A 23,990-nucleotide genomic window follows, 5' to 3' on the forward strand; every position below is an offset into this window, starting at 1 on the left:
CATGTGTAACATAATGGTAATGCTGATTTCGTTCCCATGATTCTTAAAAAAATAGACCCAATAAATGACGTTCCTAGATGTTGCTGGCTCGACTAATGTTGTGTAGGCTTAACTTTGTATTAATGATTTTTCCGTGAACGCTGCGGCACCAGTGATGGTGTCCGAACAGATCTTGGCTGCACATGGCTTGAAAACCATGCGTGGCAAAGGGTGTCGTTGAAGCAACGTGAGGTGTATGATGAGTGTATCGGTTGCTGTCGTGATCCCCTTTTTCCAGAAAGAGAAGGGAATTTTATCCCGGGCTCTGGAATCGATTAAATCGCAGAAATTAGACAGTGACGTTGAGATAAGCGTTGTTATCGTTGACGATAGCTCGCCAATTTCCGCCAAAGAGGAACTTGCTGATTTCGAAGCCGGTCCCAATCTGTGCATCGTTCTGCTTGAAAAAGACAATGGTGGACCAGGCGAAGCGCGAAATATGGCGCTGGATTATCTTGAAGCCGATCCCGTCAACTATGTGGCCTTTCTCGATTCCGACGACGTCTGGCACGACGATCACATTCAGCGTGCCCTGGATGGGCTTGTCTTTGGTGATTTCTTCTTCTGCAACCATGTTCGCGGCAAGTATTATGCCGACTATTTCATTAGTCTTCCCGGCACGCGCCGTGCGCTTGCTTCCGATGAAGACTTGATTTGCGGCGACAATTACCATGCCTTCCGCAAGGGCCAGCTTGCGGAAGTGATGATCCGCGAGTGCCCCCCGCAGACATCGACCGTCGTTTACCGCTTCAAGAAAAATGCCGGTTTGCGTTTCAATGGCGCGCTGCGCAGTGCCGGCGAGGATCATGTTTTCTGGATCGAGCTTTGCCTGTTCAACGACACGGTGATCGATCCGAAGATCAATGTCAGCTGCCTGGAAGGCGTTAATCTCTACTGGTCCAACGTGTCCTGGGATAGCCCGAAATCCGTGGCGATCCAGGGCTGTCTGGCGCTTCAATATAATTATCTCAAGGATATGCCGGTTATTTTGCTTGCCGATCCGGAGACTGTTCTGTTCCGCCAGAAGCTTTATGAAGGCGCTTATACCTATGCCTTGTTGCGTGGCCTGGCCAAAGGCTACCTGCCGGATTTCAAGGTTCTGATGCGGCTGGTTGCTGCCTATCCCGGTTATCTGATGCGGGCGCCAACCAGTTTCCAGTTTTTCCTGCGCAACCGTCGTGTGATGACCAATGAAACCGCAGTGAAATCCATGCCTGCTGAGGATGCCGTTGCCTGATATCAGCGTTTTATCGCCGGTTCTGACAGACTGTGAGCAAAATCGCTTGATTTTATGACCATGCTTGCCGACAAACGACATTGGTCTTGGCCGGGATGCGTGAGTGTCCCTGCGCCATTATATTTGTTGGCAGGCAGAGGGCAGTTGCAATGGCATCCTTTCTTTCGAAGATTTTTTCGGCGTTTTCGGGTTCGTCATCATCAGATGAGACGAAGCAGTCCGTTTCCGCCGAGCCGCAATTGCATGGCGATTGTCGGATCTATGCCGAGCCGATCAAGGAAGGCAGCCAGTTGCGTTTGGCCGGGCGGATCGAAAAGGACGTCAATGGTGAAACGCTGACCCGCAGCTTCATTCGCGCCGACATGTTTACATCCAAAGAAGATGCGCTGGATTGCACCTTCCGTAAGGCCCGCCAGATTATCGACCAGAACGGACCTTCGCTGTTTGCCGATGGCGCCAAGGATCGCAGCGCTTAAAGATTTTAAGGATAATTTTTCATGCAAAACGCCCGGATTTGGTCCGGGCGTTTTGCGTTTCAGCTGGATCGTTGTTTTACAGAATCAGCCGGTAATTGGCAAAACCGTCCGCGCCGTCACCGGCATCCTCGATCTTCGCGCCCTTGACCTCAGCGGCAAACGCCCGGCCCTTGGGGCCTGTCTGGAAGCTGGCGGTCGTGTCGGGGATCGCGGCAAAGCGCCAATTGCCGTCAGCCGAGGGGTTGATGGTACCCTGGGCGACAATATAGCGGACGATGACATCGCGATTGGTATCCGGGCCGACGAAAATCACCTTGTCTGAGGCGAGATCAGGGAATTTTCCGCCGCCCCCAGCGCGGTAGTTGTTGGTGACGACCACAAATTGCTGCTCAAGATCAATAGGCTTGCCGTTAAAGCTCAGGTTTTTGATCCGGTTTGCATTCGGATTGATCGCTTTGCCATCCTTGTCATATTTCGTCGGTTGCGACAGGTCGATCTCATAGGTGACGCCGTCGATCACATCGTAATTGTAGGATGGGAAGTCGAGATTGAGCAGGGCCGCATCCTTCGATCCAGGCTTGATCTGGTTGAACATGCCAGCCGACATTTCCAGCCAGTTCTTGACCTGCGCGCCTGTTATCAGCACCGCCTGCACGGTGTTTGGATAGAGGTAGAGGTCCGAGACATTCTTGATGGCGATATCGCCTGCGGGAACATCGGTATAATAATCGGCGCCACCGCGGCCGCCAGCCTTGAACGGCGCTGCGGCTGACAAGACAGGATAATCCTTGTACTTCGTCTCCTTCAGCATGTCCTTGATATACCAGGTCTGGGCATTGGACACGATCTGCACCGATGGGTCGTCGGCCACCAGCGCGAAATAGGAGTAAAGCGGTGCGGATGTCTTGCCGACCGGGGTGCGCACGTAAGCCAGTGTCGCCTCGTGTTCGTCCTTTATGGCGGCCACGACGTTTTGGTTGTCCCTGACATCGGCAATGATTTTCTTGGCGTCATCGCGGTGATAGATCGGCCGTGCCTCAGCGGTGAAATCGACGATTTTCCAGCGATTGCCATCTTTTTCCAGCATGAAGTCGATCAGGCCCATATGTGAGCCCCAGAAGCCAGCCATGACCGCGGGCTTACCCATCAATGTTCCCCTGATCGGATCGGCACCCTGGACACCATCCCAGGTTTTTGGACCGGGAAAGACCAGATGTTGATGGCCGGTGAAAATCGCATCGATGCCCTCAACTGTGGCCAGGTAGAGCGAGGCATTTTCCATTCTTTCTGTCTGGCCGCTGCCATCGATACCGGAATGCGACAGCGCGATGACGATATCGGCACCTTGCTCCTTCATCACAGGTACCCACGCACGAGCCGCCTCGACGATGTCACGGGTCTGGGCCTTGCCCTCAAGGTTCTTGGCATCCCAGAGCATGATCTGCGGCGGAACGAACCCGATAAAGCCGACCTTGATCACACTCTCGGCACCCGCACCGTCCTTGATCGTCTTTTCAATGATCGTAAAAGGCTTGAAGAATAGCGCGTCGTTTTTCGGATCGGAGGCGAGCTGGCCCTTGGTCAGGTTGGCGCAGACAATAGGATATTTCGCCGCCGCCAGCGTGTTGAACATGAAGTCGAGGCCGTAATTGAATTCATGATTGCCAAGCGTGCCGCAATCATAGCCCAGCGTGTTCATGGCCTTCATGACGGGGTGCTGATCACCGGCCTTGATGCCCTTTTTATAGGCCATGTAATCGCCCATCGGGCTGCCTTGCAGCAAATCGCCATTGTCGATCAACATGGAGTTGCCAGCTTCGGCCCGGATCTCGTCGATCAGCGTCGCTGTGCGCGTCAGGCCCATCGTGTCATTGGGCTTGTCGGCATAATAGTCGTAGGGCATCAGGTTGACATGGATGTCGGTGGTTTCCATCAACCGCAAATGCGCCTGATTGGCTGCCGCCCGGGCGGCAAACGGATGAAGCACGACAAGGGCGCTGGCAGCGGCAAAACCTCCCAACAGCGAGCGGCGCGTAATAGGGTGCAGGTCGGTGGGGCGCAAGTGTGCGAGTGGCGACATGGGAAGGCTCCTGGCAAATGTCATCGTCGATGCGTGAGCATCGCAAACCAGTTGCCTTCATATCATGACAGGTTGATGATGATAATCTGAAATACCGTGCGCGCCAGAAATTGGCCGGTGACATTTAGCGCGAGCGATCAAAGCTGTGTGGAGCGATCGGGTCTATCGTTTCAGGACCGGGCGCACTTCCTGGTGGAAGTTGCGAAAGTAAGCGGCGACCTTCGCAATGGAATTGCTGTTCTGGCGAAACTGAATGCCCAGCCGTCCGCCCCGGTTCCAGCGGACCATGCCCTCCAGCAGACCAATTTCCTCATTTTCGATGAGGACGGTGCTGCCAGTTGCTGCGTGGAAGGCAGTGTAGAGTTCAAGTGCCAAGCCTGAGCGGGAAATATCGATGATCCGGCAATCGGCAACCTGGCGCATATAGCGCACGGCACTATCCATGCGGCAGCGACTTCGTGGGGCTGTGCGAATATCCATTTTAAGATTGTTTTGCATGTGAAAGTCTTTTTTCTAGGTTCCTTTCCATTTTAACGGCGATCATTGTAAATACTGTAAAAAATCTCGTTAAAATTCCCGCTTACATCAAGCGGATCAAAGCCGCCCACCACGTCAGACGAACGGCTGTTTTTTTGCGACGCTGTGGTTCACATCTTCGAGTCTTGATACCTGTCGGATGGAAGCAAAAAAGTCTTGCTCCAGAGCGTTTGGCGGTGGTTGTAATCATAAACGCTCAAGCACACGGTGTTTTCGTCTGGCTGTCCAAGACGTAATTGTGAAGAGGCGCCTTCCTCACCGGTCTCGCTCTGCCACAAGGGCTGATTGTTGCGGTTATAAAAAACCAGATTTCCATCGTCGCGCATCTGCAATCGGCCGGGCAGGGCGGTTTTTTCATCTTCGCCCAACATCGCCCCCAAAATCGACCAAAGCGTCTTGCCGGAGCTGTCTCGCAGTTGCGGGCCGAGCGCCGGGTCATTCACCAGACTGGCGCTACCATTGAACGTGGTCAGCGACTGGCCGGGGAAAAGCACCGCTTTGTTACGGCTGTCCAGTCGGGCAATATCGGCCATCTCACCAACCAGCGGGATCTGCATCAGATATTTGACATCGTCCAGTGACCAGCCATTTGCATCGCGGGCCGCCAGAAGCACGGTCAGCTTGGCGAAGGAGGCCATGACGGTCATATCCACCGGGTTCAATGCGCCAATGGCGGGCAGCCAGGCCCCTGCGGCATAGGTATTATAATCCACAGCGCCCTGCAGGACCTGGGTATTATCGACAATCACCACGCCCGCTCGGTTGGCCTCCTCCAAGGCCTTGTAGATAGCGCCCTGGTCCGGCTGCCGGGCATTTCCGCTTGGAAAATTGCCTGCGCCATAGGCTTGCAGCACCAGCCCGCCAATGCCCTGGGCCACGCAGGTGCGGATCATATCGGCCAGCAGCGCCTTACCTTGGGCGGCATCGTACCAGGCGGGAAAGGCCCCGAGAGTGATGACCGGAGCCTTGTTTATGTTGGAGGTGATGGCCTGCAATTGGGCCAGGGTTTCCGTCCTCGCGGCTTCATCATCCAGGCTGACAGCGGAGGATACGGGCGGCAGTGGGGCGAGGTCGGCATTGAGGCCGAGGGTGATGCCATATTGGCCGACAACCGGGAAATTCGGGCTGGAAAAGCCGCGAAACTGGCTTGCATCGGCTTTCACCACCCGCGAGCCGCGCATCAGCTGGCTATCGAAAAACACACTGACACCGGCAAGCCCAGTCTGTGCGGCGGCGACCGCGCCACAGACATTTTGAAAGGCGTCACTATTGAATGTCATGCCGGAAATCACCCCTGGGGTAGGGGAATGAAACAGCGGCACCTGCGAGCCGGTCAGGATCACCGGCTTGCTGAGTTGCGCCAAAACGGTGCCATCGGCACTAAAGCGCGACAGCAGCATGGCCAGCGCCGTGCCGCTGTAATCCATGGTATCCGTGCCATGCAATACGATCCAGCCGTCCACCGTGTCGTAGCGTTCCAGGATATGGCGGGCAATCAGGCACCAGTCGGAGGGTTGCAGATTGGTGCTGTCCAACATGCCGCTCTCGCTTTCTGGAAAGGCGAGGTCGGTCACATAGTCCAGCACCAGATCGGCATACTTCTGCTTCAGGATCGGGTCGAGATGGGACTGGCAGGCTGCCTTGAATTGGGCGCTGGTCATCGGAGCCAGCGGGTTTCCGACGCAGCTGATCGTGCCGCCGGTATTGATGACGCCAATTTTCAAGACATGTCTCCTTGCAGTGGTTAGGCGGTTTCCAATCCCTCCGGCAGATGTTCGCCCACCGGGGTCCGCTCGATCCTGCATTGAAAGCAGTTGTTGCGAGCCGACCGGACATGCACATAGGCGATTTTTTCGTCCTGGAGAAGCTCTTGCGCGCGCGCCGCAATCCGGGGTGTCTCGGTAACGGCGCCGGTGCCATAGACGATCCTGTCATCGTGGCCATAGCCGCGCACGATATAATCGGGGCTTTCGAAGATCGGCGGTAAGGTATCGCCATCATCATAAGCCGCGCATTCCTCGGCATGAAGAAAGATCGGTCCGGTCTCTGCATAGGGCTGTAGATGAGGGAAAGGCCGATAGGCCAGGGTCAGGTAAGGCGCACCTTCGGCAATCGGCGCCAGGCAATGGCGGCATTGATAGCTGCCACCAGGCGAGGTGCGGCGCTCCGGCACGCATCCATAGGCATCCGGCGCACCGCTCCGGTAGGCTTCGGCAAGGGTGGACGGCATGGGGGCAAAGCGGATGGTCTGCATTGTCTGGCTCCTGTTTGACGTGAATGCGCCAAACTCTTGCCTGGACGGTGGAGTGAAGCCACCCGGTTCTTGCCAACGCGCAAAGAAACTTAAAGTGGGCGTTCAATCTTGTCGTAAACGCTCTTCAATGCCTTCAACCGAGCATCATAGGCCTTGGTAATGCAGTCGCTATCGGCATTGCAGGACTGGCGGGTTTTAAGCCAAGCCGTCTGCTGGTCCTGCAATTCGCCGCGATTGCCCATGGGCAGCAGGCCGGAAATCAGCTCAAATGTGGTGACCATCTTCACGTCGAGATCGTTCAGAGCCCGATTGTCGCAAATCGCTTTTTCGTCTGCCTTCAGATCGGTCTTGGTACAATCGAAGCTCGCGGCATCGCCGTGGCGGGGCATCATGCCTGCAATCACCAGGGTGCTAATAAACAAAATCGAGGCGGTGGCAGATGCAGTTTTCATGGTCATGGCTTTCAGGTCATTCAGGGAGGCAGGCTTATTGCAGTTAAGGCTATTACAAATGCACTTCGCCAGCAAATGTTCCCCGGTTTGATGGGCCGTGGCGTCTCGGTTTTCATTATTGTCGTTGCACCGAACCTTCGGCGCTTGAAATGACGATGCTTTGCCACAATTTTCACCCAAGAGCCTATTTTGCTTTGCGAAAACCTCCCATAAGACTTGGCCGTCAAGTTTTGGGAGAATGAAGAGGAAACCCGTATGCGTGGCCTGAAATCGATGTCTCCCGCTGTCATCGTCCTTGCATGTCTGGCCGGTTCGCCGGTACTGGCGCAGGATGCGAAAAGCCTGCCCCAAAGCCGGGCGGATATGCAGATGTCCTTTGCCCCTCTGGTCAAGCAGACCCATGGGGCTGTCGTCAATGTCTATGCCGAGCGAATCGTCCAGAGCCGCGTCAATCCTTTTGCCGGCGATCCGTTTTTCCAGCAATTCTTTGGCCAGCGGTTTCCCAACCGCACGGAACGCCAGACCTCGCTGGGCTCCGGGGTGATTGTTGAGTCGAACGGCACGGTGATGACCAATTTTCACGTCATCGCAGGGGCAGACGATATCAAGGTGGCGCTGTCCGATGGCCGGGAATATCCGGTGAAAGTTGTTTTGAAGGATGAGCGGCTGGATTTGGCTGTCTTGAAAATCGACGCCAAGGAAAGCTTGCCGACGCTGAAAATCGCCGATTCGGATAAGATCGAGGTCGGCGATCTCGTGCTGGCAATCGGCAATCCCTTTGGTGTGGGCCAGACGGTAACCAGTGGCATTGTCTCCGGCCTGGCGCGCAACCAGGTATCGGAAGGCGATTTCGGCTTCTTCATCCAGACTGATGCGTCGATCAATCCCGGTAATTCCGGGGGCGCGCTGATGAATATGAATGGCGAGTTGATCGGCTTGAATACCGCGATCTTTTCCAAGGGCGGCGGCTCGAACGGCGTTGGTTTCGCAATTCCAGCCAATCTGGTCAAAGTGTTCCTGGAGGCCGCCGACAAGGGCGAATCCTCGTTCGAGCGGCCTTACGTTGGCGCCACATTCGAGCCGGTCACGTCAGATGTTGCCGATGCACTTGGTCTGAAACAGGTTTTAGGTGCGCTGGTCACCAAGACGGTGGAAGGCGGCCCGGCGGACAAGGCTGGTATCAAGGCCGGGCAGGTGATTACGGCGGTGGATGGGGTGATTGTTGAGCATCCCGATGCCCTAAACTACCGCCTGACGACAACAGGCCTTGGTAAGTCGGTCACTTTGAACGTGATTGACAATGGTAAGCCCAAGGACATTACCTTGACACTGGCCGGTGCACCGGAGACCCGTCCGCGCGACGAACAGGTGATAAAGGACAACAGTCCGTTTGAAGGGGCAACGGTCGGCAATCTGTCGCCACGTCTTGCTTATGAGCTGAAACTGAACACGCAGACGAGTGGCGTGGCGATTACCGCTGTAGCCGATGGTTCGGTTGCGCAGCGGCTTGGCTTCCAGCCCGGTGACATCATCGTCTCCATCAATGGCACCGAGGTTACCTCGTCGCGGGATATGGTGAAGATCGCGGCAGGCTCGCCCGCCTATTGGCGGATTGAGATCGATCGCAATGGCCAGCGGCTGCGGCAGATGTATCGATGAGTGATCTGTTTGCCCCGAAACTGGATGAGGACATGGCGGCCCGAAGGCCGCTGGCGGATCGGCTGCGGCCGAAAACGCTCTCTGATGTGACAGGGCAGGATCATCTGACCGGGCCGGACGGTGTTCTGGCCCGGATGATTGCGTCCGGCTCTCTGGGATCGATGATCTTTTGGGGGCCGCCTGGCACTGGCAAGACCACTGTTGCCCGGCTGCTGTCGGGGGAGGCAGATCTGGCCTTCGAGCAGATTTCGGCAATTTTTTCCGGCGTGGCGGATCTGAAACGGGTGTTTGAGGGCGCCCGCGCCCGGCGCATGTCTGGTCGCCAGACATTGTTGTTCGTCGATGAGATCCATCGCTTTAACCGCGCGCAACAGGATAGTTTCCTGCCGGTCATGGAGGATGGCACGGTCATTCTGGTCGGCGCCACCACGGAAAATCCGTCTTTCGAGTTGAATGCCGCGCTTTTGTCCCGCGCCCGCGTGCTGACCTTCAAGCCACATGACGAAGAGAGTATCGAGACGCTGCTGAAACGGGCGGAAGCGACCGAGGAAAAACCTTTGCCGCTGGATGAACCTGCCCGTACCAGCCTGATCCGCATGGCCGATGGTGATGGCCGGGCGGCCCTGACGCTGGCCGAGGAAGTCTGGCGGGCAGCGCGCGATGGAGAGGTATTCGATACCGAGGGGCTGACACGGATCGTGCAGCGGCGCGCCCCGGTCTATGATAAGGGGCAGGACGGCCACTACAATCTGATCTCGGCGCTGCATAAATCCGTGCGCGGCTCGGACCCGGATGCGGCGCTCTATTATCTCTGCCGGATGTTCGATGCCGGGGAAGATCCGCTTTATCTCGGTCGCAGGCTGGTGCGTATGGCCGTGGAGGATATTGGCCTTGCCGATCCGCAGGCGCTGGTGATCTGTAACGCCGCCAAGGATGCCTATGATTATCTCGGCTCACCGGAGGGAGAGTTGGCGCTGGCGCAGGCCTGCGTCTATCTCGCCACCGCGCCGAAATCCAACGCCGTTTATACCGCCTATAAGTCCGCTATGCGCGCCGCCAAGGAAAATGGCTCGCTGCTGCCGCCCAAGCACATTCTCAACGCCCCAACCAAGCTGATGAAGGGCGAGGGCTATGGGGACGGCTATCGCTATGACCACGACGAGCCGGATGCTTTTTCCGGGCAGGACTACTTTCCAGAGAAAATGGGCCGCCAGACGTTTTACGATCCGCCGGAACGCGGTTTCGAGCGGGATATCCGCAAGCGGCTGGACTGGTGGGCAAAGCTGAGGCGGGAGCGCAATTGAGATGATGAAGGTTGAGGCGGTCAGCCTTTCCAAAGATCACGTGTTCAGTAAGCAGGGGCGAGATAAGATCGTGCTTCTGGCGGGATTGGGTGTGGAAGGCGACGCTCATCTCGGCGTCACGGTCCAGCATCGATCCCGGGTTGCCGCCGATCCGAGCCAGCCGAACCTGCGCCAGGTTCATCTTATTCACGCGGAACTACTGAGAGAACTTGGAGATAAGGGTTTTTCGGTGCAGCCGGGAGATCTTGGCGAGAACATCACCACAGTTGGAGTCGATCTTCTTGCGTTGCAGCAAGGAAGCCGTTTGCATTTTGGCTCAGGTGCAGTGGTTGAGGTGACGGGTCTTCGCAATCCCTGCAAACAGATCAATAATTTTCAGCCGGGCTTGATGCAGGCGGTGCTGGACCGAGCCTCGGACGGTAGCCTGATCCGCAAGGCAGGCGTCATGGCAGTTGTCATTGAAGGTGGCGTGGTGCATCCGGGTGATAGTATCCGTGTCGAGCAACCCGGCGCTCCGCATCGGCCTCTGCTGCCGGTCTAACTTCGCCCCAAAACGAGTTGCGGGCTTTTGTGAGGATAAGGCGGCTTTTTGCTCCGCCGTCGCTCGCATTTTACCGATCCAGGTCTTCCTGGCGACGGAAGATCATCTCTCGCAGCATTATAAAAAAATAAAGCGCCGAACACCCGCAAGGGAATGTTCGACGCTTTATATATTCATTCAGACGATCACTTGACCGGTAGATCAGCCAGCCTTGACGGCATGGCGGGCAACGCGACGGATGTCGTCGCGGCCAATGCCGAGGTCGTGCAATTCGCGGTCCGACATGCGGCCAAGTTCAGTAATGGTCTGACGATATTTGCGCCAGTTGTTCAGCGAGCGAGTGATGTTCATGGTCTTGCCTCTTTTCAGCGTTCGCTGGCAAATCGGCCAGCCCTTCATGTATTGAGGAGAATATATGCGCTGCGGCATAACTTATGAAGTGCCATTCCAGCGGAGCACCTATGCTGTGATTGCATGGCACCTCAATGATTTGTTAAGAACTGTCTATTTCTCGAGCAGATTTGGCTCACAACGATCCCGCTGCTTGAAAATTTGCGTTTTAGCGGTTTCAGTCGTTCATGAACGGTGGAGGAGAGGAGGCTGAAAACAATAACGCCCACCGGGGGAGGAGATCCGGCGGGCGTCATTTGAAATGGGCGACAACTGGGAGGAGGAGGGTTGTCAGCCCGTTCGGCGCGCATTGGGAGGAGGAGTATGCTGCGCCGAAACTGAATTGCAGCTTGCGCTGCCTGCATCCGTAAACACTGATGTTCCCGTCTGCTGTTGGTATTTATCTAATCGTTTTTATGGGTTTTGTGCAGTGCGATATTGTCATGTGAGCTATGCGTTTTGCGCATGTGGTCATTATCGCTGGCTGAATACCCATGCCAACCTGATCGTTCTCGCTGCTGCGACGCTGAAATCGGGTTTTCGACATTGTTGAAAAGGCGCCTATATAGAGGACTGCCGCGACGGACGGAGCTATGATGTATCGGGCGAAACTGAAGAAAGATCTTGATCGCTGGACCGGCATGGGCCTGATCAGCAAACAGGCCGCCGAGGCGATGATCGAGGATCATGATGGTCGGGCGGGCAATTTCAATATCGGCGGCGTGTTGCTCATGCTGTCGGCAGTGCTGGTCTCTGCCGCCATCCTGCTGCTTGTGGCGGCCAATTGGCAGGCCATTCCGCGCCTGGTGAAGGTGTCTGGCCTGATTCTGCTGATCTGGGGCTTTCACGGCGGTGCGGCCTTCTGCCTCGCTCAAGGGCGGCAGGCGTCGGGTCATGCCCTTCTGGTGCTGGGAGCAGCCAGTTTCGGCGCAGAACTGTCGCTGGTGGGGCAACTGTATCACCTCTCGGGTGACCTTCTCGATCTGCTTTATCTGTGGATCGGTATGGCAAGCCTGTCCTGCCTATTGTTTCGCTCCGGTGCGATGGCGGCTTTCGTTGGTGTTCTGGCGCTGGGCTTGGCGGCAGCAACCCTTGACCAGTTCGACTTTTCCTGGACGCCAGAGACGGTGTGGACGCCGCCCCTCTCGGCTGCGCTGGTGGCCGGGCTGGCACTTTTCACAGGCAACATCCGGGTTCAGCATATATCCGGCCTGCTGTTTCTTGGCTGGCTTGCCTGGATCTATGCGCAGATCATGCAGCCAGGCCTTGCCATGGCCTATGTGGCTCTCGGCGTTGCCGCTTTTGCAGCGTCAGCCTTGCCGCTGCTTGCCCGGTATATGTCCGTGCAGATTGCCGGTTTTCATGCCTTGCTGCTGGCGGCAATGGGTCTTTTCATCCTCAATATTGAGTTTGATCACGGTTTGCCGCTGGCGCTGGTGGCCGTCACTGCGGTTGGAATTTCCATTGCGGCCCTTGTGCTTCGCGGGCGTCATGATGGTGTGGTGCGGGCGCTGGCCTATCTGATTTTCGCAGGCGAGATCCTCTATCTGTCCTTTACAACAATTGATTCTTTGTTGGGGACCTCGGGCTTTTTCCTGATTGCCGGTGTGATTGTCGCTTTGCTGGCCCTCGGCGTCAGCCAGATGGAAAAGCTGCTGGGCACGCGCAGGCGTCCGATGACGGCTGAAGGACGGGAGCGGTGATGATGCAGCGCAATCATATTTTTCGTCTGGTTTCCGCGGCGATTCTTCTGGCTGCCCTGCAAACGGCGGCGATCGGCTACCAGATTGGCGAGCGGGCCAATGTTTTGCGCAACGGCCAGGAGGTCCTGCTGCGGACCGAGGCGGTCGATCCGCGCGACCTGCTGCGCGGCGATTTTGTCGTGCTGAATTATCAGATTTCCCGCATTCCTGAAGAAAAGATCATTGGTCCTCGTCCATCAATCAGGCAGGATGTTCGTCTGCATGTTCGTGTCGTGCCTCAGGCCGATGGCTTTGCCACGGTCGAAGAGGCGTCGGTCGCCGATCTGCCGGCAAAGCCGGGAAGCGTCGTGCTGTTAAGCGAGCCGCTGTCCTTTCCATCGCCTCTGGCGCCCGGAGACAGTTTGACCGTGCATTACGGGATCGAGCGATTCTATGTCCCTGAAGGCGAGGGCCGCGATATCGAGGCACAGCGTAATCAAGGTGCGGTTTCAATCGCCATACGGGTGTCTCATGCGGGACGGGCGCAGATCCGGCAATTGTTCGTCGCGGGCCAGCCGGTTTATCGGGAACCGGATTTTTGACCGATGTCTGTCGGGATGTGATTTCACGCTGAGGACATGTCACTGTCATTTTTCCTTTGCGTGTTGAAAAACGGGTGTTATAGAGACCGCGCTCCGGCGGGGTCATGCAAAGTGCATGACGTTCTGATGGATCGCGGGTATGGTGAAATTGGTAGACACGCCAGATTTAGGTTCTGGTGCCGCAAGGCGTGGGAGTTCAAGTCTCTCTACCCGCACCAGAACGTAAGGCAGCAAGGCAGAGGGCGGGAATGCGTGCATTCCGGCCCATTGTTTGTATGTTAGGGGTCTATGTGATGGGGCCTGCACGCGTGGCCTGTGGAGCTGCTTTGCCTGGCAAGATGCTAAATGTTTGCCACACAGCCGCGTCTGAATCAGCAGATAGCGTGCTGGCTGCATAATTCCTTGAACCGGTCTTGGTTCAAGGAATTATGCAGCGAATTTAAAGTGTTACAGCGTCCCTTGTGCGTTTTATCAAACGCACGGCACTGTGGAAAACCACCGGCTGCCTCGCAGCCGAGACGATAAGAACCGGCTGTCCGGGCACGGGCGCCAACGAAACACATGGCTGTCCGAGCATGGCTGCCACGACACGAAGGTTAGAACATGCAGGTTATCGAAACGCTCGCTGAAGGGCTGAAGCGCGAACTCAAGGTCATCATTCCGGCCGCTGACATGGAAGCGCAGATGAATGAGCGCCTTGCCGACGTCAAGGACAAGGTTCGCATCAACGGTTTCCGTCCAGGCAAGGTACCGGCAGGTCACCTGAAGAAGATGTATGGCAAGTCGGTCATGGCCGAACTGGTCAACGAAATCGTCCGTGATCGTCCGTCCGCCATCCTGTCTGAACGCGGCGAAAAGTCCGCGACCCAGCCGGAAGTGGCGATGACCGAGGACGAGGCAGAAGCTGACAAGATCCTCAATGCGCAGGCCGATTTCGAATTCACGCTTGCCTATGAAGTCATTCCCGCTATCGAATTGAAGCCGGTCGACGGCATCAAGATCGTCCGCGAAGTCGTTGAAGTGTCGGAAGACGAAGTCAACGAGCAGATCATGAAGATCGCCGAAAGCGCGCGGACCTTCGCCACCAAGGACGGTGTTGCTGCTGATGGCGACCGCGTCACCATGGATTACCTTGGCAAGGTCGATGGCGTTCCCTTCGACGGTGGCAAGGACGAAGATGCAGAGCTGGTCATCGGCTCCAACCGCTTCATCCCCGGCTTTGAAGAGCAGCTCGTCGGCCTGAAGGCTGGCGACGAAAAGGTCATCAACGTGACCTTCCCGACCGAATATCCGGCTGCAAATCTGGCTGGCAAGGACGCTACCTTTGACATCACCGTCAAGGAAGTTGCGGCTCCTGCTGAAACCGAGATCAATGACGAGCTGGCCACCAAGCTCGGCCTGGAATCGGTTGATAAGCTGAAGGAAATCGTTCGCGGCCAGATCGAAAGCCAGTACGGCAATGTGACCCGCCAGAAGATCAAGCGTCAGATCCTTGATCAGTTGGACGAGATGTACAAGTTCGAAGCGCCTTCGCGTCTGGTTGATGCCGAATTCGACAATATCTGGCGCCAGATCAACACCGATCTGCAACAGTCCGGCAAGACCTTCGAAGATGAAGAAACGACGGAAGACGCCGCTCGCGAAGAATACCGCGCCCTGGCTGAACGTCGCGTTCGTCTCGGCCTGGTTCTCTCCGAAATCGGTGAAAAGGCCGCTATCGATGTGACCGAGGAAGAAATGCAGCGTGCGCTTTACGCTCAGTTGCAGCAGTTCCCAGGCCAGGAAAAGCAGATCATCGACTTCTTCCGTAACACGCCCGGCGCTTCCGCCTCGCTGCGTGCTCCGATCTTTGAAGAAAAGGTCATGGACAAGCTGATCTCCGAGGTCAATGTTACGGACAAGACCGTGACCAAGGAAGAACTGCTGGCTGAAGACGAAGACGGCGACGACACCAAGCCTGCCAAGAAGTCGGCCAAGAAGAAGGCTGCCAAGGCTGAAGACGCTTCCGCTGAAGGCGAAGAAGCCGCTCCAAAGAAGAAGGCTGCCGCGAAGAAGAAGGCCGCTGACGAAGGCGACGCTGAATAAGCGACCCTTCTACGACTTCGGTAATGATAAAACCGCCCTTCGGGGCGGTTTTTTTATGCTGATGAGCGCTGTTCTGAAAGGTAGTGTGGGGCTTGATGGGACAGGGGTGGTGCTTCCAGAGAATCAATTGTCTTTGATAGAAGGCTGTAGAAAAATCCGTGGGTGTTGGAGAGCGGCATGGAGATAGAATTGATCCGCAGTGCCACGCTGCGGTTAAAGATGGCCGGGCAAACACTGCTGATTGACCCTTGGCTGGCGGCAAAGGGGCAGGGCCGAAGCTATCGCGGGGCCTTGGCCTCGCCACTGGTCGATCTGCCAATCCCGGTCGAGCAGGTGATTTACGGCATTGACGCGGTGCTGGTTTCGCATCTTCACTCCGATCATTTCGACGCTGTTGCCAAACAGCTATTGCCACCTGACATCTCATTATTCTGCCACCCACGTGATGTGGCAGCGATCCGTGGTATGGGCTTTTCGCGGGTGATGGGGATTGAAAGTGCCACACAGCTTGGCGACGTGCGTCTGGAAACGACAGATGGCCAGCATGGGCCGCCTGAGGTTCTGGCGGATATGGGAGACGTCAGTGGCTTCCTGCTGCGTGCCACCGGTGAGCCGGTGCTTTACTGGGCTGGCGACACCATCCTGTGCGATGCGGTGCGGCAGGTGCTTGTTGATCACCGCCCGGATGTGATCGTCGTTCACGCCTGCGGTGCGGAATGGAACGGCTGTGGACCGCTGGTAATGGATGCCGCCATGGTGATGGAGGTCTTGCACCTTGCGCCGCAAGCCATGGTCATAGCTACTCATCTCGACGCCGTTGACCACGCCACTGTCAGTCGCGCCGATCTTGCCGCCGCCGCACAGAGGCAAGCGCCAGAGGTGAGAGCAAGGCTCTACATTCCCGCTGATGGCGCCAGCCTGGTTTTCTAGGCGATTCCCGCAAAAGTACTAAGCGGTTTAGCTCGGGCGAATGCCAGGTTTTCGAGCCTATTGCGCCGCATTTTTCACGGTTTTTTCGACCTTCAGTTCTCCCATCCGGTTCCAGGCGTCCAGTCCGGCGATTTTATAGGCCTCTGCCAGCGTCGGGTAATTGAAGGTGTTTTCGACGAAATATTCCACTGTTCCCTTCAGGTTCAGCACGGCCTGGCCGATATGGACCAGTTCGGTTGCGCCTTCGCCAACGATATGAACGCCGAGCAGGCGGCGGGTTTTCAGCGAGAAGATCATTTTCAACATGCCGCTATCGAGGCCCATGATATGGCCGCGTGAGGTCTCGCGGAAATGGGCAATGCCGCATTCATAGGGAATGGCGCGTTGCTTGACCTCTTCCTCGGTCAGTCCACAGGTGGAAATCTCGGGCACGGCATAAATCCCATAGGGGAAATATTGCGGCGGTTCGCCGGAAGGGGCGCCAACGGCATGGCGGGCGGCAATACGGCCCTGTTCCATCGATGTGGAGGCCAGACTCGGAAAACCAACCACGTCACCGGCCGCATAGATATTGGGGACATCGGTCTGGAACGTCTCCGGATTGACCTTCAACCGGCCACGGTTATCAGCTTCCAGCCCGCAGGCTGCAAGGTTCAGCGTATCGGTGGCGCCGACGCGGCCTGCGGCAAACAGCACCATTTCGGAATTCAGCACCCGGCCATTCTTCAGCGTCACCCGACATTTGCCATCTTCCTTTTCGACCTTTTCTGCCGATTGTCCGAAGATCAGCTTCATGTTGCGGTCACGGAGCTGGTAGGAAAAGTCCTCGACGATTTCCTTGTCAATGAAATCCAGCATGTTGTCGCGTGGCTCGACCACCGTCACCTGGGTATCCAGAGCGCTGAAGATCGTCGCATATTCGATGCCGATAACGCCCGCGCCGATCACCACCATGGAACGGGGCACGTCCTTGATATGAACGATGTCGTCGCTGTCGAGAATGCTGACTCCATCGAAGGCGATATGGGCAGGCCGGTGCGGGCGGGTGCCAACTGCCAGCAGGATTGCATTGGCGCTGACACGCTGCACTTCGCCGTCTTCCTTGGTGACCTCAAGCGTGTGTGCATCAAGGAAGATCGCGTGACCGCGCAATTGCTGCACGCGGTTACGGGAAAACTGATGTTCCAGCACATCGACTTCATGGTCGAGGGTGATCAGTAGGCGACGGCGAAGGTCATCGGCGCTGATTTCCTGCTTGACGCGGTAGGAGCGGCCATAGAATCCGCGCTCGCGCCAGCCGGTCAGGTTGAGAGCCGTTTCACGCAGCGTTTTGGAAGGGATGGTGCCGGTATGGACGGAGACCCCGCCGACATGACCGCCGCGCTCGATGACCAGGACCTTCTTGGAAAGCTTGGCGGCCTGAATGGCAGCCCGGCGTCCTGCGGGACCGCTGCCGATTACCACGAGATCATACTGGTACATATCCGTTCTTCCTGTTTGCTACCGGCCTGCTTTGACCGTTGCCTGGCTTGTCTCGCAACGCAATTGCGTATGCCAATCACGACAATGTAGCAGAGCATTCTAACTGTTTGGTTATCCCGCATTGCACTGCACACAAAAAATCCCCTTAAAAAACTGGGTCTTTGAGGGGCTCGTACGGCACGAGGAGCCGCGGCTAAAGAATCGGATTGTTCATGAAACGAATCCGGAAATGGTGCTATCAGCTTGATATGTCGAGTAGATGGCGATTTTCGGGGCTGCTGTGGAAGAATATCCAGCAATCCATAGAGAGCTACAGCGAACCTTTGTGCGCCATATAGGTCGCATGGCGTTGTAGTGGCTCAGTGATTGCGCCACCCGGTCGGGACAGCCTATATATTTGGTGTTCCTCCCGCCAATATGGATCTGCCCATGTCTCTTGCCCCCTTTAATCCGCGTGTCGCACGGCTCGCGACGCCGCCCATTCCCTCGGTTTTCGGTTGGGGACGCGCTTATGATGGAGCGGCTGGACCCTTGATCGATCTGTCACAGGCCGCACCGGGCCATCCACCGCATACCGATCTGCTGGGCTGGCTCGCACAAGCGGCGGGGTCTGCCGAAGCCTGCGGCTATGGGGCAATCGAAGGTGAACTGGTTCTCAGGCAGGCTTATTGCACGCATCTGTCCGATCTTTACGGTGCAGATTTTACGCCAGAGCAGATTCACATTACCGCTGGTGCAAACCAGGCCTTCATCTGTGCGGCTATGGCACTGGCGGGGGCGGGCGAAAGGATAGCGCTGACCGATCCCTTCTATTTCAACCACGATACGACGCTCGCCATGCTGGGCATCGAAACGGTTGCCTTGCCCTGCGACAGCGACAACGGTTTCCTGCCGGATCTTGACCGGGCGGAACAGGTGGTGAAAAGCGGCATCAAGGCGCTGGCGTTGGTAACGCCCAACAATCCGACCGGTGCGATCTATCCGAAGGAATTGCTTGCCGATCTCTACCGGCTCTGCCGCGCCCATGGCGTCTGGCTGATTGTCGATGAAACCTACCGCGATTTTCTCGATCCTGAATTCGGCAGGCCGCATGAGCTGTTTTCGCAGCCGGATTGGCCGGAAGGTCTGATCCAGATTTACAGTTTTTCGAAATCCTTCGCCATCCCCGGTCATCGTCTGGCGGCGATTTGCGCTGGCGGACCTGTGGTGGAGCAAGTCGCCAAGATTATGGATAATTTGCAGATCTGCGCGCCGCGCGCTGCCCAGATCGCGCTTGCCAAGGCTTTACCGGTTCTGGATGGCTGGCGGGCGGAAAACGCCGCCGAGATCGCCCGGCGAACGGCTGCGCTACGCCAAGCCTTCGACCTTTTACCAGAATGGCACTTGGCATCGATCGGCGCTTATTTTGCCTTTGCCCGTCATCCGTTCGCACATGCCGCCTCCATCGATGTCGCAGAGCAATTGGCGCGGCGGGCGGGCATTCTGACGGTTCCAGGCGGTTTTTTCGGGTCGCGGCAGGAGGGGTATCTGCGGCTTGCCTTCGCCAATGTCGGTTGCCCGACCATCGAGACATTGCCGGAGCGGTTGAGGACATTTACGTTGGCTGGTTGAACCCTGTCTGGAAAAGGTGACGATTATGGCCTTCGACAATGAAAAGCTCGACGCGCTGCGACGTAAATATGGCGGCGAAACCGGCGGGGAAGTGTTTGATCCCCGCTTCAAGCGGGTGGCGGAGAAGATCTTTGACAGTAAGGGGACAAGGCTTGCTCCTTATTCCGGCATTCCGACATTTCTATCGGCTTCCTATCGACAGGTCGAAGCGGACAATCCGGATTTTGGCGGTCTGGACGTGGGTATCATCGGTGTGCCGATGGATCTCGGCGTCACCAACCGTCCTGGTTCCCGCTTCGGGCCGCGTGCCTTGCGCACCATTGAGCGGATCGGACCGTATAATCATGTGCTGGATTGCGCGCCTGTGCATGAGTTGAAGGTGGCGGATGTCGGTGATGTGCCGTTTGCCAGCCGCTATCGACTGGAACAGAGCCATGTCGATATTGAACACCGTATCGGTCAGATGGTGACACAAGGAGTGGTGCCGCTTAGCGTCGGCGGCGATCACTCAATTACGCATCCGATCCTGAAGGCCGTCGGGAAAGACCGACCGGTCGGGCTTATTCATATCGACGCCCATTGCGACACCAGCGGCCAGTTTGATCAAACCAAATTTCACCATGGCGGCCCATTTCGCAATGCGGTGCTGGACGGCGTATTGGACCCGACGCGCACGGTGCAGATCGGCATTCGTGGACCGGCGGAATATCTCTGGGAATTCAGCTATGAAAGCGGCATGACGGTTATTCATGCCGAGGAGATTTCAGCGCTTGGTATTCCAGCGGTGATCGCCAAGGCTTTGCAGGTGGTCGGGGATGGTCCGATCTATCTGTCTTTTGATATCGACAGTCTCGATCCGGCCTTTGCGCCAGGAACCGGCACGCCCGAGGTCGGTGGCTTGACCACACGTGAGGTGCTGGAACTGCTGCGCGGTCTGAAAGGTGTCAACCTTGTCGGTGGCGATGTGGTGGAAGTCGCGCCGCAATATGACAGCACCACAAATACGGCACAGGCGGGGGCACAGGTGCTGTTCGAAATCCTCAGCCTGATGGTTTTCAGTCCGTCCATTGGCAAAGAATAGGCATTTCAAGACGTGGTAAGGATAAAGGCGGGGCGAGGGGGTGATTAGGTCTCTCACACCTTTTTATGAAGGAACTAAAACTCCCCCGAAGGTGGATGTCTATTTATTCAATAACTAAAAACCCGGCAATCTTTCAATGCCGGGTCTGGAAACTGTTACCACCATGGAAGGCCCGTTTATTTCTTGATCGAGCCGACGGCCAACTGGTCAACCTGGCGATTGAGCCGCAAACCAATGACCGGGATCATCCGGTCTTCGACCTTGACGGAAATGGTGACGTTCATGGCCTTATCGTCTTCGATGCTGGCGACCATGGCACCGTTCAGTTTGGCGCGGTTAATGCCCATGACTACTTTATCGCCATTCACCTGGCCGGAGATGATGTCGAGGCCTTTGCCTTCGGCACCGTCGAGGAACTGGCCGCTGTAGGCGCCGCCCTTCATTGAAATCACTGCATTCATCGGTTGGGAAAACACGCCGACCCGGCACGTCCCGCCCAGTTTGATGCCAGCCTCTGCACCTTCGACAGGCTCACCCGTCAGATTGCAGTTGAATTTTGTACCCTTGTACTTTCCAGCGACGATTTCGCCCGGTCCGCTCCAGACGCCGGAAACGGATTCGAAGAACTGGCGATCTTTCTGGGCTGCATCAGCAACGCCTGCCGGAAGGGCAATGGCGCAGGCAACGGCAAAACTGCCGAGTAGCAAAGAGAAACGGTGCGGCATCGGCTTTCCTTGGCGTAATCGACGAACACTTGTTGGCTGATTTATAGTGCAAGGATGGTTAATATTTCCTTAGTCGCCATGGTCTCAATGTGGTTTGCGCTCTTTATCCCACACGAGATGTCTTGAAAGATATTTTGCGAAATTTGTAATTTTTACAAGGCCTTGCCGTTGGGATTGATGGCCGGTTTCAGCGCTGGCATAAAGTCTCCAATGCCTGGACGTCTTAACGCTTTGAACTCCAAGGGTCGGCAGAGGTCCATGGCGGCAATACCGATTCTCGCCGTCATCAACCCGTTGATCACCCCTTCACCAAGCCTTGCTGACAGCCGGGAGGCAAGGCCGTGACCCAGAACTTGTTGGGCAAGGCCATCGCCAATGGCAATCGATCCGGTCACGGCCAGATGGGCAAAGACATCGCGCAAGAGCCGCAACATGCCGATGGAGCCGGGGCGGCCACCGTAGAGTTCCGCCATGGCGCGCACCAGGCGCACCACTTCAAACAGCACATAGGCAAGGTCCACAAGGGCGCGCGGGCTGACGGCTGTGACCACAGACACCCGCTTTGAGGCGTTGATAATCAGGCTGCGGGCTTTGGCATCCAGAGGTGCTAGCAATTCCCGCTCGGCCAAGGCAATCAGATGCGGTGCATCGATAATGTCGTTTTCGGCGGCTTTCAGCACGCTCCTACCCCGGGCGGTTTCCGCCCGGTGCTGGGTCAAGTTTTCGACCTCCTTGACCAGTTTACGTGCTTCGCTGGCCGTACCCTGCAAGGAAAGTGCGCTGGCGCGCTGTTTGATCGCCTGCACGGCATTCAGCCGGTAAATACCCGCCAGTTCCCGGATCACCACCACGGTCAGCGCCAGAAGGCCGATGCCCAGTAAGGTCAGCGCGGTATAGCCAAGCCAATCGGCGCGGGTGAAAAGGTCGCGGATCAGATCGTCGATCCAGAGACCGATTGCGAAGGAGGCAAGCGCGCCGAATGCTGCACCGGCAAGCTTGCCGAAGGAAAAGCGGCGCTTGGCGGGTCTTGCAATCGGGACGATGGCCTCGTCTTCGCTCAAGCCTGCCAGGAACGGGTCTTCAGCATCGGGCGTGATCGTCACGTTGGCGTCGAAGCTTTTCGGCGTGCGCCTTTGAGGCTCCGGCGCCTCGACAAAAGGCGGGCGGGCAGGGGAGGAAGATGGTTCCTCAAGCGAAAAGGCCGCAGGACGTCGTGGCATCGGGCGTTGATCTTCTGGGGTCTTGCTCATGCCAGACGGTCTCCGAGGAGAAATTGAAGGGCGCGGTCGAGCCTTATATGCGGAATAGACAGCTTTATGCCGCCGCCTGTTTCGTCCAGTTCCGGCGGACGAAACCGGATTATGTTGAGATCCGGCCCGGTGTCTTTTCCGGATTTTGGCGTTTGAAACAGGCTTTCGATATTATCCGGCAGGTCGCCAGGAAAGACGGCTGTCTTGCGGTTGCCATCGAATCGCTCACCGCCGATGGTTTCGCCCTGCATCGGCGTGCCGACCACGACCGGCAGCAGATGGCCATCCTGCTTGACGGTTGCTTCCCGCGTTGCCCGCACCGAGGCCAGGGCGACGACCTCGATACCCGCGCCCGCCATGCCGATGGAGGTGATGGCCCCATCCACCAGCCGCCTGGTGACGGCCTGCAATTGCTCATGACTTTCATGGTGCAGATGGTCGGCCTTGGTGGCGGCAACCAGAACCTTGTCGATCCGCCGTCCAAGCAGGCCCCGCAGCCAGCTGGAACTGCCGGGGCGAAAGCAGGTCAGCACATCGGCCAGCGCCCGCTCCAGGTCCTGCACCGCTTCCGGTCCGCGATTGATGGCCTGAAGCGCATCTACAAGAACGATTTGTCGATCGAGACGGGCGAAATGTTCACGAAAGAACGGTTTGACCACCACGCTTTTGTAGGATTCGAAACGCCGTTCCATCATGGCACGCAGCGAACCCCGGATGATCTTTGTGTCGGGCGTCAATGCCAGGGGCGCAAAGGTCAGCGCTGGCGATCCGTCAAGATCGCCCGGCATCAGGAATCGGCCAGGCGGCAGCGTCGAAAGCGACCGCTCGTCGGCCTTGCAGGCTTTCAGGTAGTCGGCAAAGGCTTCCGCCAATTGGCGGGCTGTGGTTTCGTCGGCGGGCGCATCTGGATCGACCCGGTTTGCCAATCCCAGCCAACGCGCCGACAATTCCTTGCGGATGCCGGTCTGGGCCAGTTCCACGGTGTTGCGGCTGAAGGTCTCATAACCCTGAGCGAGAAGCGGAAGATCCAACAGCCACTCGCCGGGATAATCGACGATGTCGATGGCCAGTTTACCGGAGGAAAATATCCGGCCCCAGCTGCTGGCACTTTGATACTCCACCACCAGCCGCAGTTCTGAAATGGCCCGGGTAGAGCCTGGCCAGACCCGATCGCGGACCAGGGCGCGAATATGGTCTTCATATTGAAAGCGCGGTACGGCGTCATCCGGCTGCGGTTCCAAGGTGACGCGGGAAATCCGGCCTGATTGCAGCGGCTCGAACAAGGGCAGGCGACCACCATTCAGCAGATTATGGACCAGTGAGGAGATGAACACGGTTTTGCCGGCCCGCGACAGGCCCGTGACCCCGAGACGGATCGTTGGATACAGCAGGTTCGAGGCCCGGTCGGCAAGATTGTCGAGCGCGATGCGGGTCTCGTCGGTAAAACTGGTCATGGATGGCGGCACTGGGCAATGGTCCTGTTGTTTGCCTGCATATAGGGTGTGCGCCAGCGGATTGAAGGCTTGGGTCTAAGACCATTGCGTCATGATCGCTTGCGCCCCTATGTGCGCCT

21 protein-coding genes and 1 tRNA gene are annotated in these 23,990 nt (G+C 57.0%); 12 read left to right on the forward strand and 10 right to left on the reverse strand.

Annotation, left to right across the window (positions count from 1 at the left end):
- The first annotated feature begins 238 nt into the window (after window positions 1–238).
- Window positions 239–1,276, forward strand: coding sequence for a glycosyltransferase family 2 protein (locus H1Y61_RS10165; RefSeq protein WP_180572528.1), 1,038 nt, complete (start codon window positions 239–241; stop codon window positions 1,274–1,276).
- A 149-nt stretch (window positions 1,277–1,425) separates the two neighbouring features.
- Window positions 1,426–1,752 carry an HlyU family transcriptional regulator gene (locus tag H1Y61_RS10170; protein WP_060717018.1) on the forward strand — a complete coding sequence of 109 codons (327 nt, stop codon included), beginning with the start codon at window positions 1,426–1,428 and terminating at the stop codon, window positions 1,750–1,752.
- A gap of 76 nt (window positions 1,753–1,828) precedes the next feature.
- Here H1Y61_RS10170 and H1Y61_RS10175 read toward each other — a convergent pair whose 3' ends face one another.
- From H1Y61_RS10175 to H1Y61_RS26690, 5 genes are all read right to left on the reverse strand, one after another.
- Window positions 1,829–3,832, reverse strand: coding sequence for a bifunctional 2',3'-cyclic-nucleotide 2'-phosphodiesterase/3'-nucleotidase (locus tag H1Y61_RS10175; RefSeq protein WP_180572529.1), 2,004 nt, complete (start codon window positions 3,830–3,832; stop codon window positions 1,829–1,831).
- A 162-nt stretch (window positions 3,833–3,994) separates the two neighbouring features.
- Window positions 3,995–4,276 carry a PilZ domain-containing protein gene (locus H1Y61_RS10180; protein ID WP_235680682.1) on the reverse strand — a complete coding sequence of 94 codons (282 nt, stop codon included), beginning with the start codon at window positions 4,274–4,276 and terminating at the stop codon, window positions 3,995–3,997.
- Between the two features lie 203 nt (window positions 4,277–4,479).
- Entirely contained in the window at window positions 4,480–6,093 is a 1,614-nt protein-coding gene (locus H1Y61_RS10185) for an asparaginase domain-containing protein (RefSeq protein WP_180572530.1), read from the reverse strand.
- Between the two features lie 20 nt (window positions 6,094–6,113).
- Window positions 6,114–6,623 carry a DUF1203 domain-containing protein gene (locus H1Y61_RS10190; protein WP_174110907.1) on the reverse strand — a complete coding sequence of 170 codons (510 nt, stop codon included), beginning with the start codon at window positions 6,621–6,623 and terminating at the stop codon, window positions 6,114–6,116.
- 89 nt (window positions 6,624–6,712) lie between these two features.
- Complete coding sequence (locus tag H1Y61_RS26690; protein WP_409363934.1) at window positions 6,713–7,075, reverse strand: lysozyme inhibitor LprI family protein; 363 nt, start codon at window positions 7,073–7,075, stop codon at window positions 6,713–6,715.
- 255 nt (window positions 7,076–7,330) lie between these two features.
- On the opposite strand from H1Y61_RS26690, the gene H1Y61_RS10200 reads away from it, so the two are divergent.
- The 3 genes from H1Y61_RS10200 to H1Y61_RS10210 are packed head-to-tail and all read left to right on the forward strand — an operon-like array spanning window position 7,331 to window position 10,579.
- A complete protein-coding gene (locus tag H1Y61_RS10200) occupies window positions 7,331–8,734 on the forward strand; it encodes a DegQ family serine endoprotease (RefSeq protein WP_174110905.1) in 1,404 nt (467 codons plus the stop codon).
- Complete coding sequence (locus H1Y61_RS10205; RefSeq protein WP_180572531.1) at window positions 8,731–10,038, forward strand: replication-associated recombination protein A; 1,308 nt, start codon at window positions 8,731–8,733, stop codon at window positions 10,036–10,038. The genes H1Y61_RS10200 and H1Y61_RS10205 overlap by 4 nt, the downstream gene beginning before the upstream one ends.
- Before the next feature lies 1 nt (window position 10,039).
- Window positions 10,040–10,579: an MOSC domain-containing protein gene (locus H1Y61_RS10210; protein WP_180572532.1), complete on the forward strand. Its 540-nt coding sequence runs from the start codon at window positions 10,040–10,042 to the stop codon at window positions 10,577–10,579.
- A gap of 201 nt (window positions 10,580–10,780) precedes the next feature.
- On the opposite strand, the gene H1Y61_RS10215 is transcribed toward H1Y61_RS10210, so the two are convergent.
- Window positions 10,781–10,930 carry a DUF1127 domain-containing protein gene (locus H1Y61_RS10215; RefSeq protein WP_015916194.1) on the reverse strand — a complete coding sequence of 50 codons (150 nt, stop codon included), beginning with the start codon at window positions 10,928–10,930 and terminating at the stop codon, window positions 10,781–10,783.
- Between the two features lie 632 nt (window positions 10,931–11,562).
- Between H1Y61_RS10215 and H1Y61_RS10220 the strand changes: the two genes are divergently transcribed.
- The 5 genes from H1Y61_RS10220 to H1Y61_RS10240 all read left to right on the forward strand — a co-directional run bounded on the left by H1Y61_RS10220 (window position 11,563) and on the right by H1Y61_RS10240 (window position 16,268).
- The gene (locus H1Y61_RS10220) at window positions 11,563–12,672 is read left to right on the forward strand and encodes a DUF2157 domain-containing protein (RefSeq protein WP_180572533.1); all 1,110 of its coding nucleotides are present in this window, start codon (window positions 11,563–11,565) and stop codon (window positions 12,670–12,672) included.
- Window positions 12,672–13,253, forward strand: coding sequence for a GDYXXLXY domain-containing protein (locus H1Y61_RS10225; protein WP_180572534.1), 582 nt, complete (start codon window positions 12,672–12,674; stop codon window positions 13,251–13,253). Before H1Y61_RS10220 ends, H1Y61_RS10225 begins: the two co-directional genes overlap by 1 nt.
- A gap of 133 nt (window positions 13,254–13,386) precedes the next feature.
- Window positions 13,387–13,471, forward strand: a tRNA-Leu gene (locus H1Y61_RS10230).
- A 385-nt stretch (window positions 13,472–13,856) separates the two neighbouring features.
- The gene (gene tig / locus H1Y61_RS10235) at window positions 13,857–15,338 is read left to right on the forward strand and encodes a trigger factor (protein WP_015916191.1); all 1,482 of its coding nucleotides are present in this window, start codon (window positions 13,857–13,859) and stop codon (window positions 15,336–15,338) included.
- 177 nt (window positions 15,339–15,515) lie between these two features.
- The gene (locus H1Y61_RS10240; RefSeq protein WP_180572535.1) at window positions 15,516–16,268 is read left to right on the forward strand and encodes an MBL fold metallo-hydrolase; all 753 of its coding nucleotides are present in this window, start codon (window positions 15,516–15,518) and stop codon (window positions 16,266–16,268) included.
- 57 nt (window positions 16,269–16,325) lie between these two features.
- Here the strand turns inward: H1Y61_RS10240 and sthA are convergent, their stop codons facing one another.
- On the reverse strand, window positions 16,326–17,750 hold the full coding sequence (gene sthA / locus H1Y61_RS10245; RefSeq protein WP_180572536.1) for a Si-specific NAD(P)(+) transhydrogenase: 1,425 nt from the start codon (window positions 17,748–17,750) through the stop codon (window positions 16,326–16,328).
- Window positions 17,751–18,179: 429 nt separating this feature from the next.
- On the opposite strand from sthA, the gene H1Y61_RS10250 reads away from it, so the two are divergent.
- Together H1Y61_RS10250 and speB are read left to right on the forward strand one after the other, a co-directional pair.
- Window positions 18,180–19,361, forward strand: a complete 1,182-nt coding sequence (locus H1Y61_RS10250) for an aminotransferase (RefSeq protein WP_180572537.1) — start codon at window positions 18,180–18,182, stop codon at window positions 19,359–19,361.
- Window positions 19,362–19,386: 25 nt separating this feature from the next.
- Window positions 19,387–20,442 (forward strand): agmatinase, encoded by a 1,056-nt coding sequence (gene speB, locus H1Y61_RS10255; RefSeq protein ID WP_180572538.1) that lies wholly within the window; start codon window positions 19,387–19,389, stop codon window positions 20,440–20,442.
- A gap of 176 nt (window positions 20,443–20,618) precedes the next feature.
- On the opposite strand, the gene H1Y61_RS10260 is transcribed toward speB, so the two are convergent.
- The 3 genes from H1Y61_RS10260 to H1Y61_RS10270 all read right to left on the reverse strand — a co-directional run bounded on the left by H1Y61_RS10260 (window position 20,619) and on the right by H1Y61_RS10270 (window position 23,883).
- Complete coding sequence (locus H1Y61_RS10260) at window positions 20,619–21,167, reverse strand: hypothetical protein (RefSeq protein WP_180572539.1); 549 nt, start codon at window positions 21,165–21,167, stop codon at window positions 20,619–20,621.
- Between the two features lie 152 nt (window positions 21,168–21,319).
- Window positions 21,320–22,417: a YcjF family protein gene (locus H1Y61_RS10265; RefSeq protein ID WP_180572540.1), complete on the reverse strand. Its 1,098-nt coding sequence runs from the start codon at window positions 22,415–22,417 to the stop codon at window positions 21,320–21,322.
- A complete protein-coding gene (locus tag H1Y61_RS10270) occupies window positions 22,414–23,883 on the reverse strand; it encodes a YcjX family GTP-binding protein (RefSeq protein WP_180572541.1) in 1,470 nt (489 codons plus the stop codon). Before H1Y61_RS10270 ends, H1Y61_RS10265 begins: the two co-directional genes overlap by 4 nt.
- Window positions 23,884–23,990: the final 107 nt, after the last annotated feature.

It is taken from the genome of Agrobacterium vitis (genome assembly GCF_013426735.1).
Taxonomy (GTDB): domain Bacteria; phylum Pseudomonadota; class Alphaproteobacteria; order Rhizobiales; family Rhizobiaceae; genus Allorhizobium; species Allorhizobium vitis_D.